8 protein-coding genes and 1 pseudogene are annotated in these 17,006 nt (G+C 70.9%); 3 read left to right on the forward strand and 6 right to left on the reverse strand.

All coding sequences use genetic code 11. From position 1 onward, the window contains the following. Window positions 1-6: 6 nt before the first annotated feature. Both Pflav_RS46410 and Pflav_RS29315 read right to left on the reverse strand, forming a co-directional pair. Window positions 7-2,547, reverse strand: a complete 2,541-nt coding sequence (locus Pflav_RS46410) for a helix-turn-helix transcriptional regulator (RefSeq protein ID WP_173039845.1) — start codon at window positions 2,545-2,547, stop codon at window positions 7-9. Beyond that, the gene (locus tag Pflav_RS29315) at window positions 2,544-3,803 is read right to left on the reverse strand and encodes an Hsp70 family protein (RefSeq protein WP_173039847.1); all 1,260 of its coding nucleotides are present in this window, start codon (window positions 3,801-3,803) and stop codon (window positions 2,544-2,546) included. The genes Pflav_RS46410 and Pflav_RS29315 overlap by 4 nt, the downstream gene beginning before the upstream one ends. Before the next feature lie 159 nt (window positions 3,804-3,962). On the opposite strand from Pflav_RS29315, the gene Pflav_RS29320 reads away from it, so the two are divergent. The 3 genes from Pflav_RS29320 to Pflav_RS29330 all read left to right on the forward strand — a co-directional run bounded on the left by Pflav_RS29320 (window position 3,963) and on the right by Pflav_RS29330 (window position 8,248). Next, window positions 3,963-4,853: an IniB N-terminal domain-containing protein gene (locus Pflav_RS29320; RefSeq protein ID WP_173039848.1), complete on the forward strand. Its 891-nt coding sequence runs from the start codon at window positions 3,963-3,965 to the stop codon at window positions 4,851-4,853. A 153-nt stretch (window positions 4,854-5,006) separates the two neighbouring features. Next, on the forward strand, window positions 5,007-6,824 hold the full coding sequence (locus tag Pflav_RS29325) for a dynamin family protein (RefSeq protein ID WP_173042703.1): 1,818 nt from the start codon (window positions 5,007-5,009) through the stop codon (window positions 6,822-6,824). Then, window positions 6,821-8,248, forward strand: coding sequence for a P-loop NTPase family protein (locus Pflav_RS29330; RefSeq protein WP_197938786.1), 1,428 nt, complete (start codon window positions 6,821-6,823; stop codon window positions 8,246-8,248). Before Pflav_RS29325 ends, Pflav_RS29330 begins: the two co-directional genes overlap by 4 nt. Before the next feature lie 65 nt (window positions 8,249-8,313). Here the strand turns inward: Pflav_RS29330 and Pflav_RS29335 are convergent, their stop codons facing one another. The 4 genes and pseudogenes from Pflav_RS29335 to speB all read right to left on the reverse strand — a co-directional run bounded on the left by Pflav_RS29335 (window position 8,314) and on the right by speB (window position 16,994). Further along, a complete protein-coding gene (locus Pflav_RS29335; protein ID WP_173039849.1) occupies window positions 8,314-13,242 on the reverse strand; it encodes a DNA repair ATPase in 4,929 nt (1,642 codons plus the stop codon). Beyond that, on the reverse strand, window positions 13,239-15,308 hold the full coding sequence (locus Pflav_RS29340) for a flotillin family protein (protein WP_173039850.1): 2,070 nt from the start codon (window positions 15,306-15,308) through the stop codon (window positions 13,239-13,241). The genes Pflav_RS29335 and Pflav_RS29340 overlap by 4 nt, the downstream gene beginning before the upstream one ends. Before the next feature lie 13 nt (window positions 15,309-15,321). Beyond that, a complete protein-coding gene (locus tag Pflav_RS29345) occupies window positions 15,322-15,912 on the reverse strand; it encodes a hypothetical protein (protein ID WP_173039851.1) in 591 nt (196 codons plus the stop codon). A gap of 63 nt (window positions 15,913-15,975) precedes the next feature. Further along, window positions 15,976-16,994: pseudogene (gene speB, locus Pflav_RS29350) on the reverse strand (agmatinase). Window positions 16,995-17,006: the final 12 nt, after the last annotated feature.

A 17,006-nucleotide genomic window follows, 5' to 3' on the forward strand; every position in this document is an offset into this window, starting at 1 on the left:
AAACCTTCAGTCCATCGGGCGTCGCGGCCAAGGTGCCCGGCGCGACGCCGCGCTGGGCCGGTCCGCGGACATGGCCCGCAACCTGGCCAGCAGGTCGCCGCGGTTGGCGCAGCCCAGCCGCTGGCGCATGCGTGCCACGTGGTGCTCGACCGTCTTGGCCGATATGAAGAGGCGGTCGCCGATCTGCCGATACGTGAGCCCGTCGAGTACCAGCTCCGCCACCTCCTGTTCCCGCTCGCTGAGCAGGCTTTCCGCGGGCGCGGTGAACGCCTCTGTGACCTGCGCCACGGCCGGCTGCGCTGCCGGCGACGAGCCACCACCCCCGCGGGCGGAGCCCTGAAGCAGCCGGGCACAGTCCAGCAACGCGGTCATGGCCTTGCGGTCCGCTGTGCGAATCGCCGCCTGCCCCGCTAGCCGGGCCCCGTCCCACCAAAGTCCCGCACCGTGCAACCCCCTGGCGGCAGCCTCCACTTTGGCCGGATCGACCACCCCGCGCAGTGTCTCCAACCAGGCTTCCGCGGCCGCCGCTACCACCGAACCGTACCGGCTGTGCTGGGCAGTTGCCACCAACGCGGCGGCGTGTTCATCGGCAGTTGTTGGTTCCTCGGCGATGATCGCGGCGTGCAGGCCGCACCAGTGCAGCGGCGCCGTCCACAGTGGCGGGCGGCCGAGGCGATCGAGCAGTCGCCATGCCTCGGCCAGATGAGCGGCGATCCGCGCCTGCTCGCCAAGGCGGGCGGCGGCGACGGCCAGCTCGCCGATGGGCAGCAGCGAGTACAGGTCGACCGGGTGCCGCATCACCGCCTCGCGGGCCTGTGCCCACGCGCGGTGCAGGGCGGCCAGGTCGCTGTTGCGGCGGGCGATACCGGCGTCGAGTGCGGCGGCGAAAAGCAGGTCGCGCGGCTCAAGCTGGCCTGTGGCGGCGGCGCGGTGCTCGGCGGCCGCGGCGGTACGGCCTCGTACCATCTGCGTCCAGCCTTGCAAGAGGCGGTGCCGGCGGGCCATCAGCGCGGCACCCACCTCGGCCCCGACGGCCCGCTCCAGCACCGACTCGCCCGTGTCCAACTCGCCACTGTGGAGGGCCACGAGCGCGGCGAGCGCGGCCGGGCTGTCCGGCAGCAGCACGGCGCGCCCGGCCGGCTCCAGCAGTGCGGCCGCTTGGACCAATGTGGACAACGCGGCCGTGGCCGAGCCGGAAAGCGATTCCCTGATCCCGCTCGCCATCAGAGCCGCGGCGCCGGTGAGCAAGGTGGGCGGGCCGTCCGGCGGGACCAGGTCGTCAGCGCGGCCAAGCTGTCCGGTGCCGATGAAGCCGATCGCCGCGAACGATACCGAGGACGTGGTGCCCGACCACCGGTACAGCTCGGCGCTGCGGCCAAGCTGGCCGCGATGGGCGAGCGCGGAACCCGATACCGCCGCACCCACCGCGCGGTCCGGCGAGCCCTCCGCGGCGACAAGACGATCGGCCAGGCGGAGGCCGGAGTCGAGGTCGCCGGAGAGCGCCGCGGCGAGTGCGCGGCGCGCCTCGGTCGGCCGCCCGGCGGACGCCGCGACCGCGAACAGCTCCGCGGCCAGCGCCGGCTCGTCGACAAGGGCCTCTTCGGCCGCGGCTTCGAACATCGTGGCGAGGCCGGCGCCGCTCACCCCGACCTCGCGCAGGGCACGCACGAGCGGGAGTACGGCGCCGCCACGCGCGAGCACAAGCTCGGCCAGCCGCTGCCACACGGCGGTGCGCTGGGCGGCCGGGCTGAGCGACGCGACCGCGCGGCGGGCGACCGGCACAAGCCGCCCGTCCGGCGCCGCGAGGCCCGTGGCCCGGGCCGCGTCGAGCAGGTCGTCGACCGCGGCGGGCGCGCGGTCGAGCAGCGCGCCGAGCAGGTCGGTGGGAAACTCCACTCCGGTCGCGGCGGCGAGCAGCAGCGCGCGCACGTCGGCGTCGAGGTCGTCCAGGTCGGTCCGAAACTGCGCCAGCACCTGCTGTGGCACGCCGGCGTCCGGGCGCTCGGCCACCGGAGCCAGCCGGTCCACCAGTCGGGGTACCCCGCCGGTCTGGGCGTGCACGTACTTCGCGGCGGCGGTGCCGGGCTCGACGCCGAGGTGTTTGGCGGTCCGCTCGACGGTGAACGGGCTCAGCACGAGCGGCGGCCCATCCAGCCGGAGCAGCTCCAGCAGCTCGACCAGCCGCGCCGGGCGGGGCCACGGCCGGTACGCGAGCACGATCCCCGGCCGGCGTGCCTCGACGAGCGCGCGCACCTCGCGCAGCCGCTCCTGTCCCAACCTGTGGGCGTCATCCAAAATCAGTACGAACGGACCGTCCAGTGGTGACACCTCCTGCCACGCGTCGACTTGCCAGGCGTCGACCACCGGCACGTCCGCGTGCCGGTAGATCCGGGCCAGCTCGCGCAGCAGCAGGCTCTTGCCGTACCCACCAGGGCCCTGGATGGCGACCCGCAGCGGCGCGTGCGGCGCGGCCGTGGCCGCGTCGAGCAATGCCGCGGTCGGCTCGTCCAGCAGGAGGGATGGGGCCAGGACGATCCGGGAACTCAAGCTTGGCCTCCTACCAGGCCGAAAAGGCGCTGTGTCGGGCGGAGTCGCAACGGTGTGATCTCGACGGGCGGGCGCGGCGGCGGACCCGCGTCCATGCCCTCTTGCACGGGCGGCGGCGGCTCATGGTTCGACGCTTCGATGGCCCGCTGCTCCGGAATCCACATTGGATCCTGACGTCGCGTGCTGGGCGGCGACACCACCTGTACCGCCGCCAGCGCACCACCCTCGGCGGCCGTGGTCTGTGGATCCGCCGCCACGCCGACCGGACCGGGCAGTGCGGCGCGGAGCAGCTCCGCGACGAGCGGCATCCGCGCCGCGCCACCCACCAGGAGGACGCCGTCCAGCTCCCGCCGCCGCAGGCCGCAGGAATGGATCACCTGCGCCAACGTCTCGACGCTCAGCTCAAGCGCCGGCCGGACCAGCTCGTCGAGCTCGGCCCTGGTGACCGGCACCCGCACGTGCCCACGAGACGTGCTGAGCACCACGTCGGCCTCGGTAGCCGTGGTCAGCTCCTCCTTCACCCGCCGGCACTCGCGGCGTAGGCCGAAGAGCGCGATCCGGGCCTGCGGGCCGCTAGTGAACATCTCCCGCAGGTCCCGGTCGAGCCGCGACCGCACGTGGCCGACGAGGGCTTCGTCGACATCCGCGCCGCCGAACGGCTCGATCGCGCCCGCACTGCCGAGGAGTCGGAAGCCGATGCCCTCCGCCCACCGCACGACCGAAGCCTCGTAGTCGCTGCCGCCCAGGGAGTACACGCCAAATGTGCGGCCCCTCCAACCGCGTGCGGCGTGACTCTCGGCAGCGACGACGGGCTCCGGCAGCAACGTGACGTTGGCCAGGCCGATCTCCCACAGCGCCCGGTGCAGCAGCTCCCGGCGATACGTACCCCATGCGGCGGGGTGGCTGATCACCACCTGCTCGGCCGGCTCCCCCTCGTGAGCCAACACCCGCTCGACCACCCACATGGCCAGCACGGCGGTGAGCGCCTGCGGGGTGCAGGGCTCGCCACCGACAATCTGCGGCACGTCGTCGCCGATGCGCCGGACGAACCCGCGGGCCACCCGACCCGCATCCAGCTGCACCGGTTCGCCAACGGTTAGCGCACCGTCGCCCGATACGTGCAGGACCGACGGAACGGTCGTCGACCGCACCCCCAGTCGTACGACCTCTGGCGCCAGCCATCCCGCGTTACCCAGACGCGAGACAGCGGCGGTCGTGGTCGTCCCACCGATGTCGATCCCCAGCACGTATGGCATCCGAGCGCTCTCCTCCCAGCGGACCCATACGTTCGTACCAGAGATGTTCGTGCTGCTGAGCCACTAATTCTGCCGTTATGGATCCCCTAATCCCCTAACAAGGAAACCCGGCGCGGTCCCCGATGCCCGGACGATCACCGCGCTTCTACGGTCTGCGGCATGGAATCGACCCAGACACTGCACGACTTCGTGCTGAACCTCCTCACCAACCCCGAGGCGCGCTCGGCGTTCGAGCTGGACCCCGAGGGCACGCTCAACGCCGCCGGGCTCGGTGACATCACCGCCGCGGACGTGCAGGACGTGGTCCCCCTGGTCGTGGACTACGCGCCGGTACAGGGGATCACCGGCCTGGTGCCGACGAGTGACCTCGGCCTGGGCCAGGTCGGCGCGCTCGGCGGCGACGCCACCAACGTGATCGGCCAGCTCCAGACCGTCACGCAGCAGCTCTCGGTCGGCGTGCCCACCCCCACCGCCGACGCGAACCTCAACGTCGCCGCGGTCGGCGCGATCACCGTCGACACCAGCGGGTTCAGCCTCGCGACCAACGGCATCATCCCCGGCATCGGCGTCGCGGCCGGCACCTCCGGCGCGTCGGTCGACCTCTCCGGCGTGCACGACGTGGCCGGCACGCTCGACTCCGATGTGGTCGGTACGGTCGGCGCGGACGCGACCGGCACGGTCGACGCGACGCTGGGTACGGCCACCGGCCTGGTCCCGGGCGCTCCGGTGGACGGCCTCCTCGACACCACGGACGACACGCTGGACACCGTCGACTCGCAGCTCGACGGCGTGACCGGCCTGGTCGGCTCGGTGACCTCGGGCCTCGGTGTCCCGCCGGTCGAGCTTCCGGAGCTGGACGACACGCTGGGCAACGACTCGCTGCTCGGCGGCGCCACCGGCACCGTGGACAGCACGCTCAACGGCGTCGGCGTGGGCGGCCTGCTGGGCGGCGGCGCGGAGGCGCACGGCTCGGCCGGCCTGCACGGCTCGGTGGGTGCCGACACGCACACCGACGGTGGTCTCCTCGGCGTCACCGACATCCTGTTCTGATCCCGTCCAAAACCCGGCGTCACGGCCGGTTTCCTCAGCGTTACCGCGGTCCCAGGGATGGGAGATCGGACTCGGGCCCGGTCTCCCATCCCTCTTGATATTTAAGTAACCCCACTTGATATATGAGTGGAAATCAGCAGACTTGGTCCGGTGATGGCACCGATCTGGCTCGACACCCTCGACGAGACGGCTCGGGTATGCGCGGCGCACAGCCGTACCGACCTGGTCCGCTGGCTCCTGCAAAAGCGGGAGCAGCTGCTGGACCCGACCCTGCGGGTCCTTGTCGTCGGCGAGCCCAAGCAGGGCAAGAGCCAGCTCGTCAACGCACTGATCAACGCGCCCGTCTGCCCCGTGGGCGACGGCCTGACCACCGCGATCCCGACGGTCGTACGGCACGCGGAGTCGCCTACCGCGGCCCTGGTGCAGGATGGCGACGAGGACGAGCGGGTGCCGATGCCCGTCGAGGAGATCGCCGCGCGGATCAGCGCCACCACGCCCGGCCGGCGGCCGGGTGCCAGCGAGGTGCACGCCGAGATCGGTGTCCCTCGTGGACTGTTGGCGAGCGGCATCGTGCTCATCGACACGCCCGGCGCGGACGGCGACGACCCGACTACCGGCGGCGGCGCGGCGGCGCTCCCCCGGGCCGACTTCGTGGTGATGGTCACCGACGCGACCCGCGAGCTCTCGGTCTCCGAGATCAACCTGCTGCTGCACGTCGTCCAGTCGCACCCGAGGGTGCTCGTCGCGCTAACCAAGATAGACATCTCGCCGCACTGGCGCGCGGTCGCCGAGCGCAACCGGCAGCACCTGGCCAGCGCCGGTGTCCCGGCGACACTCGTGCCCGTGTCGGCGACGCTGCGCCTGCAAGCCGCCCGTACCAACGACAAGGCGGTCAACGCGGAGTCCGGTTTCCCCGACCTGATCGCGCGGCTCAAGCGCGAGCAGGGCTCCAAGGGTCAGGTGCTCGCTCCCGCTGCCGTGGGGCTGATGGCCAGCACGGTCATCGAGCAGCTCGCCGCCCCGCTGCGCGCCGAGGTGTCCAATGAGGACTCCGGGTCGCTGCACCGGCTGTACGAGGCGCAGCGCGGGCTGGACGAGCTGCGCCGCTGCTCGACCCGCTGGCAAAACACGCTGGGCGACGAGATGACGGATCTGATGTCCGACATCGAGTACGACCTGCGCGACCGCACCCGGCAGATCATGCGCAAGGTGGACGAGGCGTTCGAGACCGCCGACCCGCTGAAGACCTGGGACGAATACCAGGCGTGGATGGAGCAGAGCCTGACCGAGGCGGCCGAGGCCAACTTCGCCTGGCTCGTGCAGCGCTGCGACTGGGTCACGGGCCGGGTCGCCGACCACTTTGTCCGGTACGGCGCCGACGTCCTCCCCGAGTGGCGGGCCGGCATCCCGGACCGGCTGGCCGAGCAGTTGGAGGAGCTCGAGCGGCCGAGCGTGGAAAAGTTCACGTCGGTGCAGAAGATCTTCAGCGGCCTCCGCGGTTCGTACGGTGGCCTACTCATGTTCGGCCTCGCCACCACGCTCGCCGGCATGCCACTGATCAACCCGGTCTCACTCGGCGCTGGCGCGCTCTTTGGCGGCAAGACCATCCGCGACGAGGGCAAAACGCTGCTGCGGCGGCGGCAGGCCACGGCCAAGGCGGCCTCGCAGCGGCACGTCGACGACTTCTTCCTGCGGCTCAACAAGGAGTGCAAGGACACCGCGCGGTGGGTGCAGCGGGCACTGCGCGACCACTTCACCGGTCTGACCGAGCAGTTACAGGAGGCGATCGTCCACTCGCTGCGCAGCGCGAAGCAGGCCGCGGACGCCGACGCGCTCGAGCGCGAGCAGCGCAAGCGGGAGGTGCAGCAGCAGATGCGCCGGCTGGCCGCGCTGTACGACCGGGCCCAGGCCCTGACCGCGCTGGGCGGCGCCCCGGCGCAGCAGCAACGCCGCCTGGAGCCGGTGGGGTGACGTCGGTTCTAGAAGAGTCCGTGTGGCGCCTCATGCACGAGGCGCTCGACCTCTACCACGACAGCCCACCCGCCACCGACCAGCTCCGTCACCACCTCAGCCGCTTCGACGAGCCGCTGCGCATCGCGATCGCCGGTCCCTGGCAGGCCGGCAAGTCCACATTGGTCAACGCGATAGTCGGCGACGAGGTGGCGCCCATCGAGGTGCCAGATGCCGAGCAGGTCTTCACCTGGTACCAGGATGGGGCCGAGCCGCGCGCCACCGCGTACCCGGCAGGGATCGAGCTGCCCGTCGCCCGCACCGCGAATGGCCTGCGGGTGGACATCCGGCGCTGGCGGCCGGCACCGGTCAACGACCTGGTGGTCACGTGGCCCAGCCGGGCACTGCGCAACGCCACCATTGTGGACACTCCGGCGCTGCCGGATTCCGGCGACAAGGTGCTGCGCGACGCGGACGCCGTGCTCTACCTGACCCGCGACGGGCGCGGTACAGACCTGGAGTGGCTGGAGTCGGCGCAGGACGGCACGGTCGCGCGGGCCGCACCGGTCAACGTGATCCTCGTCCTGTCCCGGGCCGACGAGATCGGCGGCGGCCGTATCGACGCGCTGCTCGCGGCCAAGCAGCTGGCCCGCAAGCATCACCGCGACCACCACGTCGGCTCGCTCTGCCTCGCCGTGGTCGCGCTCGGCGGCTTGGTCGCGCTGGCCGGCCGGGTGCTGAGCGACCGGGACTTCTCCGCACTGTCCACACTGGCCCGCACGCCGCGGCCGGAGCTGGAGCCGTACCTGCTCACCACGGACCGATTCGTGGGCGAAGACTTCCCCGCGCTCGTCGACGTCGAGACCCGGGAGGACCTGCTCGACCGGCTCGGCATCTTCGGCGTGCGGCTCTCGACCACGCTGATCCGCACTGGCACGGGCACAGACACCCGGGCCGGACTGGCGGCCGAGCTCGTACGCCGCAGCGGCCTCAGCGAGCTGCGCGAAGCTGTCGGCCGGTGCTTCGTCGACCGGGCCGACGCGCTCAAGGCCCGCTCCGCGCTCACCGCGCTGGAGTCCGTGCTTCGCACCGAGCCACGGCCGGGCAGCGAAAAGCTTCTCGCCGACCTGGAACACACGCTGACCAACGCACATGACTTCCGCGAGCTGCGGCTTGTCGCGGCGCTACAGGGACAACGGATCAAGTTCGGCGCCGAACTGGAGGCCGAGGCGCGGCGGCTGGTCGGCGAGGGCGGCACCGCTCCGACGGCGCGGCTGGGCGTCGAGCGGCGGACCAACCCGGGCCAGCTGTGGGAGCTGGCCAGCGAGGCACTTGCCCGCTGGCAAGAGCAGACCGAAGACCCCCTGCTAAGCCTGGAGCAACGCCGCGCCGCAAGCGTCGTCGTCCGCAGCTGCGAAGGAATCCTCCACGCGTTGTCGTCCTAGAATCTGCGGTTGATCAGGGACTTGGTCGGGCGTGTCGTCGGCGCGCCGCTCCACCAACTCCCTGATCAACCCCCTCCCTCGCGGCCAGGGCGGGCCGCCCGGGCCGCGGCGGCGCGTTCGATCGCGGACTCGACGGCGCCCACGCGGTCGGCGAGTAGGCCCACGGCCCCGACCGCGCGGCTCATCGGGTCGTCCTCGGCGCCGCCGAGCGCCTTGGCCTTCAGGAAGCCGGCCTTCACCTGCGCCCAGCGGGCGGCCCGCTCGCCGGTCAGGCGCCCGCGCAGCTCGGCTAGCTTGAGCAGGTTGGCCTCGGCGTTCGCGGCCAGCGTCTGCGCCTCGCCCAGGTAGTGGTCGTCGATGACGGCTTCAAGCTCGTCGTCGTTCATCACCGGCACGATCCGCTCGGCGAGCTTGTTCATGTTTCGGTACGAGCCCTGTAGCTGGTACGGCGGCTCGACGCGGGACTCGTCCGACTGGGCCGCCGACGCGATGTACGCCTGGTTGTTGGTGAGCACCACCTGCTGTACCCGCAGCAGCTTGCGCAGCACCGCGAGGATCTGCTCCAGCTCGACCGCAGAGTACGGGTGCGCGAGCTGGTCCGGGCGCACCGACTCGTCACCCTTGGCGAGCCGGACGAGCAGCCCCAGGTCGCCACGCTCCCTTGTGGACAGCGGGGCGAGCACCTGGTTGGCGGTGAGCGAGTTTTCGACGTAGCTGAGCGCGAAGAGCTCCTCCTTGCCGGAGAGCACGTCGCCGAGGTTCCACACGTCGGCCCGGTTGGCGAGCATGTCCGGGATCCGGAAGCGCTTGCCCGACTCGGTGTACGGGTTGCCCGCCATGCACACCGCGAATCGCTTGCCCCGCAGGTCGTACGTGCGCGTACGCCCCTCCCACACACCCTCCATCCGGCGCTGGGCGTCACAGAGCGAGATAAACTTCTGCAACAGCTCCGGCGAGGTGTGCTGGATGTCGTCGAGGTAGAGCAGGACGTTGTTGCCCATCTCCAGGGCAAACGAGATCTTCTCCACCTCCTGCCGCGCGGTGGCGTTGGGCGCCTCGCCCGGGTCGACGGAAGTGACCGCGTGTCCCAGCGCCGGGCCGTTGACCTTGACGAAGACCAGGCCGAGCCGGCTCGCCACGTACTCCATCAGCGTGGTCTTGCCGTAGCCGGGTGGCGAGATGAGCAGCAGCAGGCCCATCTGGTCGGTGCGCTTGGCGTCGCCCACCGCGCCGAGCTGGCGGGCCAGGTTGTCGCCGATGAGCGGGAGGTAGACCTCGTCGAGCAACCGGTTGCGGACGAACGCGCTCATCACCTTCGGCTGGTGCTCGGCCAGGCGCAGCCGTGTGCGTTCCTGAGCGATGACGTCGTTGCGCTGCCGCTGGTACGCCCGGAAGCCCGGCACCCGCTCGTCGCGGAACCGGCGGATGCGGGTCAGCACCTCGTCGAGCCGCAGTTCGATCTGGCGGCTCGCGATCCGCGGGTGGGTGCCCAGCAGACCGTCCACAGTGGCGGAAAGGACGGCGGACGAGTCGTGGCGGGGCAGATCGGCGCCGCACAGCTCGATCGCGATCGCCTCGGGGAGGTCGGCCGCGGGCTTGTCGCCGAGGAACGCGCTCAGCCAGGCCGACACGAGCTGGTACCGAGCGGCCAGGTCGTCGCCGAGCGCCCGCAGGTCTTCCTCGAACTCCCGGTCCGACTTGGCCTTCGGCCCGCCCAGCGCCCGGTGGAAGCGGTCGAGCACGTCGCGGGCGGCGGCGCTGGTGACGAAGCCGAGGGGCGCGCTCGCCAGCTCCTCGAAGAGGTACTCACCCGCGAGGCGCGGATCGATCGGCAGCCGGCGGTCCGCAAGGAAGTCCACTATGGCCTGATCCAGCTCGCCGCGCAGCTCGCCGATCGCGGGGCTGGCGCCGAACGCCGCACGGGCGCGGGCCAGTGAACCGGCCCTTGTGGACCAACTGGCGCGGTCCGGCTCGTCAGCCCCGTACGCCCAGAAGAGCTGTGCCGCCGCGCGGGCCGAGGGCGGATAGCGAAGCAGCCCGGCACCGGCGTGCAGGCGCAGCAGTGCGTCCAGGATCGCGGCCGCGTCCTGGTCGTGCACACCCCGCTCGTACCCCTCGTCGTAGCGCGACTCGGCTGTGCGGCGCACCATGTCGCGCAGCCCGCCCTCGGCGACGGCCGCCTCGTGCAGGGCGTCCAGATCACCGTCGAGCAGGATCGACGAGGCGAGGAACTCGGCCCGGTACACCTCCGGCGTCTCCGAGACGAGCAGCTGCTCCCAGTACGGGCGGGTGGCCTCGAACGCCTCGTCGCGCACCGCCGCCCGGTAGTCGGTACCGGTGACCGCGACCGCCATCCGCCCGTCCTGGGGCACGAGCGTGAGGTCTATCGCCTGGGTGTTGACCGCGAAGCGGTGCCGGCCCAGCGCGATCGTCTCGCCGCCGTCGCTGTAGAGGTCGAGCCGGTCGCGCAGGCTGCGCCCGGCCTCCTGGCGGGCCGCCTTGATCCGGCCGTCCAGCTCCTCCGCGCGTACCGCGTCACCGAGGTCGCGCAGCTCCTGCGCCACCGAGCGGAGCTTGGCCACCATCGGGTCGCCGGCGAAGTACGTGTTGACCTCGTCGATCGACTTCAGCGTGGCGATCCGCCGGTGCACGCTCGCCAGAATGCGGTCGGCCGAGTCGACAAGCCGGTCGGAGCGTCGGGCCCGCTCGTCCAGCAGCGCCTGCTTGCGCGCGGAGAAGACCTCGTACACATCCGTGCGCTTGGCCCCGAGGTCGGCCAGGAAGTCGTCGAACTCACCGAACCGCGACTCCAGGTTTTCCAGCTGGAGCAGCAGCCGGCCGAGCTGCTCGTCGCAGCGCTCCGGGGTGTCCGCGACCGCGAGCGCGCCGGTGATGGCCTGGCTCAGCAGCGCGAACTCGGCCGCGAACTCGGCCCGCCCCTCGGTGGCGAGCAGCTCCTTGCGGCGACCCTCCAATGTGGCCCGAGCGCGGTTGACGCCGCCGAGCACCTCGCCGATCCGCTCCAGGATCGACGTGCGCACGGTCGCGTCGGCGATGTCCAGCGAGCCGACCACCTCGGTGATGACCTGCATCCCCTCGGCCTGCGCGCCCAGCCGCTCGCTGAGCGGTGCGGCCGCCGCGACCGTGGTGATGCCGTCCGCGTCGGCGACCAGCCGGTCGATCTCCGCGTGGTAGCCGGTGAACGCGTCGTCCCGCTGTAGGAACGACACCGCGCGCTGGGCGGCGGAGGCCAGCTCCTCGTCGAGTACCCCCGAGAGCTCGTCGATCCGCCCGGTGTCCACATAGCGCAGCTCGCGCAGCGTGACCAGGTGCCCCTGTGCCGAGCGGAGGTCGGCGAGCTGCGCCACCCACCCGTCCGTCGACTGTGGAGCTTCGCCGCGCGTGCGGCGGACCAGCGACTGGATCCGCCCGGCCGCCTCGTCCAGCGCACCGGCCGCCTGCGCGGTGAGCGCCTGTACCTTTTCGAACTCGTCGAGCACCTGCTCGGCTGTGGCCCGCACCTCCGACAGCGGGGTACGCAGGTCGCCCAGCTCCGGCTCGCCGAGCCAGTGGTAGTGGTCGAAGATGCGGGCGCAGGCGGCGATGAGAGCCTCGAACACGCCGGTCGACGGCCTCATCTCGTCGGCCATCCGCCCCACCGACAGGCAGTCCGAGATGCCGCGGACGAGGTCGGCGTTGCCTACGCGCTCCAGCGGCCCGGTGCCGACCGGCTGGGCGGCGGCGTACGCGTCGGACATGTACGGCGTCTGCCAGACCTGCATCGGGTGTACCCGTGTCGGCTCCTCCGACGTGGCCCGGAAGACCACGAGCGTGCCGTCGTCGAAGAACGAGTAGCCGTGGCACGGGATCGGGGTGGCGACCTCTTTGCGGATCACGTTGTACGGCAGCAGGAGCGTGCGCCCCTCCGCCCGCGCGTGGAAGACGTAGAGCACGTCCTCGCCGTTGGTGGAGCGGATGATCTGGTCGAACTCGAGGCTCGCCACGTCGGTGTCGAACGTCTTGTTGACCCCGGTCGCGAGGTAGTAGCCGCCGGGGAAGATGATGCCGTGGTCCTCGGGCAGCCGCTGGCACGCCTGGCCGATGCCGTCGAGCCGTACCACCGTCTTGGTCCGCGTGTTGAAGACCAGGTGCCGCCAGACCGTCTCCTTGTACGGCCGGATGCGCAGCAGGACCAGCGGGCCGACCCGCGCATAGTGGATGTCGGCGTCGGCGAGGCTCTGCAACGGCTCGTCGACCGGCTCCGCGTAGATGCCTTCGCCGGTCTCGGTGTTGTTTTCCACCTTGACGGTCAGGTTGCCGCCGACCGTCTCCACGAATACCTCGTCGCCGATGGAGATGTGCGGGTGGCGGCCGAGCACGTGGTTTTCCCGGGTGGTCTCCACCCACTCGAAGTCGTGCGGCGGCGGGAACGTGTGGTCGCGCTCGCCCCGGTTGTCCATATAGGACGCCGAGCCGTCCGCGGCCACCTGCCACCGCAGCACCCGGATGTCCTCGACGTTGGGCCCGGTCTGGAAGACCGCGAGCAGCCGGGCGTCGAGCCGGCGCAGCTGGAGCAGCCGGGTCTCCCGGTAGTACCGGTACAGCTCGCCGAAGTCACGCAGGAACTGCGGCTCGCGCAGCCACGGCACCTCGGCCGCCGGCTCGAAGCGAAACGCCTCGCCGTCGCGGCTGAACGCGTGGACGGCGAACACGTCGTCGACGGTGGTCTCCGGCTTCAGCCCGATGAAGACGTTGTAGCCGAAGAGCATCAGCCCGCCGAGCGACACGATGTCGCGCGGCACGCAGTTGTTCTCCGTACGGATCCGCTCGGTGCCGACCAGCCGCATCTCCGCGCTGCCGAACACCTCCAGGCGGCGCGCGTTGAGCGCCTCCGCCCGGCGGGCCAGCTCGGCAGACCGGTCGGCCAGCCGGGTCCGGAGGACCTCGTACGTCCCGACGTCGAGCTTCGGCGGAGCCTCGACGGTCGTCGTCATTTGGTGTTCAGCTCAGCCAGAGGCGCGTCGGCGAGGCCGAGGCGCTTCGCGGCCTGGAGCAACTCCGTCAGCTTTTCCGCGTCGGTGCCGCCGGCCTTGATCTGCTGGAGCAGAAACGCGGACAGCGTCAGGTTTTGCACGTCTGCTGTGCTCAGCGACCTCAGCAGCTCGGCTAGGTCCTTGGTGAAGTCGGCCGAACCGTCGAGCCACGGCTTGGCGAGCGTCTGCGCCACGTCGGAGTGCCCGACGAACCCGTCGAACGCCTTGCCCGCGGCGATCGAGCTCATCAGCCGGTCGAAGAAGACGCTGTCGCCGCCGACGATGTCGATGTTCGCCCGCTCCAGGCCCTTCGACACCACGGTCGCCTGCGACTCGGCGATCTGCCGCTGCATGTCCAGGCCGGCGAGCCGGATCTCCTTCTCCGCCTCCAGCCGCAGGCGGTACTCCTCGTGCTCGCGCGTCGCGTCGTCGAGTGCGGCCATCGCGGCCGCCTTCTCGGTGAGACCCTCGGCCTCGCCCTTCAGCTTTTCGCGCACCGCGTCGGCCAGCGCCAGCGCCTTCTCCCGCTCGACCACGGCCTCCGCCTTGCCGACCTTCTCCGCGGCCTCGGCCGCGGCGAGCGCCTTCTCCCGCTCCACGGTCGCCTCGGCGCGGCCCACCTTCTCGATCGCCACCGCGTCCCGCTCGCGCACCTGCACCTCGGCAAGCCCGGCCGCGGCTGCCTCGGCCTGCACACCCTCGGCCAGCCGGATCTTCGCCCTGGTGTCGAGCTCGGCCGCCTGCTGCCGGGCCTCGGCGAGCACGAGGGCCTCGCGCGCCTTGTGCTTGGCCGCCTGCTCCGCCGCCTCGGCCGCCTTGATGTCCTTGACCAGCGCCTCCTGCGCCTCGGCCTCGGCCGCGATGACGGTCGCCTGGCGCACCCGCTCGGCTTCCTCGACCACGCGCAGGCGCTTAATGTTCTCTTCCTGCTCGGCGACGGTCTTTTCGACCGCGATCCGCTCCCGGACCACCTCGGCGATCAACCGCTTCTCGGCCTCGACCTCCTTGTCCTTGGAGATCGTGGTCAGCTCGGTCTCCCGCTGCCGGGCGATGACCTCAAGCATGCGGTCCTTTTCGATCCGCTCAGTCTCGATCGCGATGACCCGCTCCCGGTTCTTCTCCGCGACCGCGATCTCCCGCGCCTTGTTCTCCGCCTGGACGCCCAGCTGCTCGTCGGCCCGGAGATTGGCGCCTTCGGCCTTCTGCCGCTCCTCCGCCCGTACGCGGGAGATCTCCGCCTCCTCGCGCGCCCGCATCGTCTCGACCTCGCGGCGCTGCTTGATCTCCGCCTCGGCCTGCTGACGCTCCAGCTCCAGGATCGCCTGGCGGGCGTCGACATTCTGGCGGGTGATCTCCTTCTGCTCGGTCTTCTGGAACTCGTTGGTCCGCACGTGCTCGATCGCGGTCAGCTCGGTGATCTTCCGGATGCCCTGCGCGTCAAGGATGTTGGCCGGGTCGAGCCGCGCCATCGGCGTCTGCTCCAGGAAGTCGATGGCCGCGTCCTCCAGGCTGTACCCGTTGAGGTCGGTACCGATGACCGCGATGATCTGGTCGCGGAACTCGTCGCGCTTCGTGTACAAGTCGACGAAGTCGAGCTGCTTGCCGACCGTCTTCAGCGCCTCGGAAAACTTCGCGTTGAACAGCTCCTGCAGCGTCTCCTGGTCGCTGGCCCGCGCGGTACCGATGGCCTGCGCCACCTTGATGACGTCTTCCACCGTCTTGTTCACCCGGACGAAGAACGTGATCCGGATGTCGGCCCGGATGTTGTCACGGCAGATCAGACCCTCGTTGCCGGTGCGCTCGATGTCGATCGTCTTGACCGAGATGTCCATGACTTCGGCCTTGTTGAAGACCGGCAGCACGACCGCGCCGGTGAACGTGACATCCACCTTCCGGATCTTCGAGATGATGAGCGCCTTGCCCTGCTCGACCTTGCGGAACAGCCGGCTCACCAGGAACAGCAACACGACGAGAACGAGAACGACGACGGCGACGAGCACGCCGAAGCCGGTGGTGATGACGTCCATGAGGGTCCCTCTTTTATCCGTGTGGTTCGGGCTGTGGGACGGGGGTGACCCAGAAGAACTCCCCGTCGGCGTCATAGTCGTAGATCAGCGCAGTGGTGCCGGACTTGAAGGAGTCGGCACCGGTCTGCCGCACCTGGATGATCGCGGACGAACCATCCTTGGCGGTAACCTCCGCTTGGCCAAAATCCTGGCTGACCCGCCCCGTGCGGATGACACACACCGATCCGACGAAGTCGGAGCGGGACGCCTCGGGCCCGGTGGGAAAGAGCCGCCGCAGCGGGCGGATGAGCAGCCGCGTGGCAAACCAGGCGACCGCGAGCGCGACGATCAGAGCAAGGATCGCGAGCAACAGCACACCGCCGACGAGCACCGTGCCGGCGAGGCTGACGAACCACGCGATCGCGATGAGGAGCGAGGCGGTGAGGGCCACGGGTACGCCGGCGAAGCCGAGGCCGCCCAGGGCATCTCCGTCGCCGCCGAAGTCGAGGGCCTCGATGTCGAGCGCACCGAGAAGCACGAGGATCCAGTAGCCGACGACGACCACGAGCAGGAAAGTGAACAGCACAGCCGGAAAAGCGAGCGCAGCGTCCACGAACTCACCCATCGACCCGCGCCTACCCCCGCTGCGAGAACCACCAACCGTTAGCCAGGATCATGACATGGCAGGTCAACCCATGGGTGCCCCGATTGGGGCACCCTGGACGTCAGCGGCCGTCGAGTAAGGGTTGGCGGGGTCCCACGGTAGGCCCTGCCGGCGGCGGGCGATCGCGGAAAGGGCCTCCAGGACGACCCGGTTGCCCAGATATGCCGTGATGTCCGCGTGGTCGTACGGCGGGGAGACCTCGACCACGTCGACGCCGACGATGGGCAACTCCAGGCAGCAGCGGCGGACCGCGTCGAGCAGTTGGCGTGCGGTCAGGCCGCCCGGCTCGGGGTGCCGGTGCCGGGCGCCATGCCGGGATCCACCACGTCGATGTCCACCGAAAGGAAGACGCCCTCGCACTCGTCGACCGCGATCCCGAACGCCTCGGTCAGGCACTCGTCCACGCCGCGGGCCACGATCTCGCTCATCTCGTACGAGCGCATCCGCTGCTCGGCCATCCAGTCCAGTACCGCCGGGCCGGGCCAGTAGCCGCGCAGTCCAATTTGGAGGAAGCGGTCACCGCGGATGGCGCCGGACTCGATGAGGCGGCGCATCGGGAGGCCGTGGCCGTACAGCGAGCCGAACTCGATCTCGCCCGTGTCGGCGTGCGCGTCGAAATGCACCATCGACACCCGGCCGTAGCCGTGGTGCCGGGCCACGCCCTTGGCGTCGGGCAGCGTGATCGAGTGGTCGCCACCGAGCACCACCGGGATCGCGCCGGCCGCGGCCACCGCCGCCACCGCCTCCTCCAGCGCGCCGAGCGCCCGCTCGACGTCGCCGCTGAACATCTCGACGTCGCCCGCGTCGTACACCTTCAGGTCGCGCAGGCCGTCGGTGCGTAGCGCCAGCGACGGGCGGCTGCCATCGTGCTCCAGATAGCAGGCCTGGCGGATGGCGGACGGCCCGAAACGGGTGCCGGGACGGTTTGTGGTGCCGCCGTCGAAAGGCGCGCCGACGATGACGACGTCGGCGTCCGCGTACGTCCCCGGTTCGCCGATGTCGCATCGCTCGACGCCGAGAAACGTCACGTCCGGGCCGAACATCGGGCCGTATCT

It is taken from the genome of Phytohabitans flavus (assembly GCF_011764545.1).
Lineage (GTDB): Bacteria > Actinomycetota > Actinomycetes > Mycobacteriales > Micromonosporaceae > Phytohabitans > Phytohabitans flavus.

What these genes read in the sequence shown, in the direction of transcription:
- Pflav_RS29345 (WP_173039851.1), bottom strand. Translation starts at nt 15,912, where the DNA reads ATGGGTGAGTTCGTGGACGCTGCGCTCGCTTTTCCGGCTGTGCTGTTC.
- Pflav_RS29325 (WP_173042703.1), top strand. Translation starts at nt 5,007, where the DNA reads ATGGCACCGATCTGGCTCGACACCCTCGACGAGACGGCTCGGGTATGC.
- Pflav_RS29335 (WP_173039849.1), bottom strand. Translation starts at nt 13,242, where the DNA reads ATGACGACGACCGTCGAGGCTCCGCCGAAGCTCGACGTCGGGACGTAC.
- Pflav_RS29315 (WP_173039847.1), bottom strand. Translation starts at nt 3,803, where the DNA reads ATGCCATACGTGCTGGGGATCGACATCGGTGGGACGACCACGACCGCC.
- Pflav_RS29320 (WP_173039848.1), top strand. Translation starts at nt 3,963, where the DNA reads ATGGAATCGACCCAGACACTGCACGACTTCGTGCTGAACCTCCTCACC.
- Pflav_RS29340 (WP_173039850.1), bottom strand. Translation starts at nt 15,308, where the DNA reads ATGGACGTCATCACCACCGGCTTCGGCGTGCTCGTCGCCGTCGTCGTT.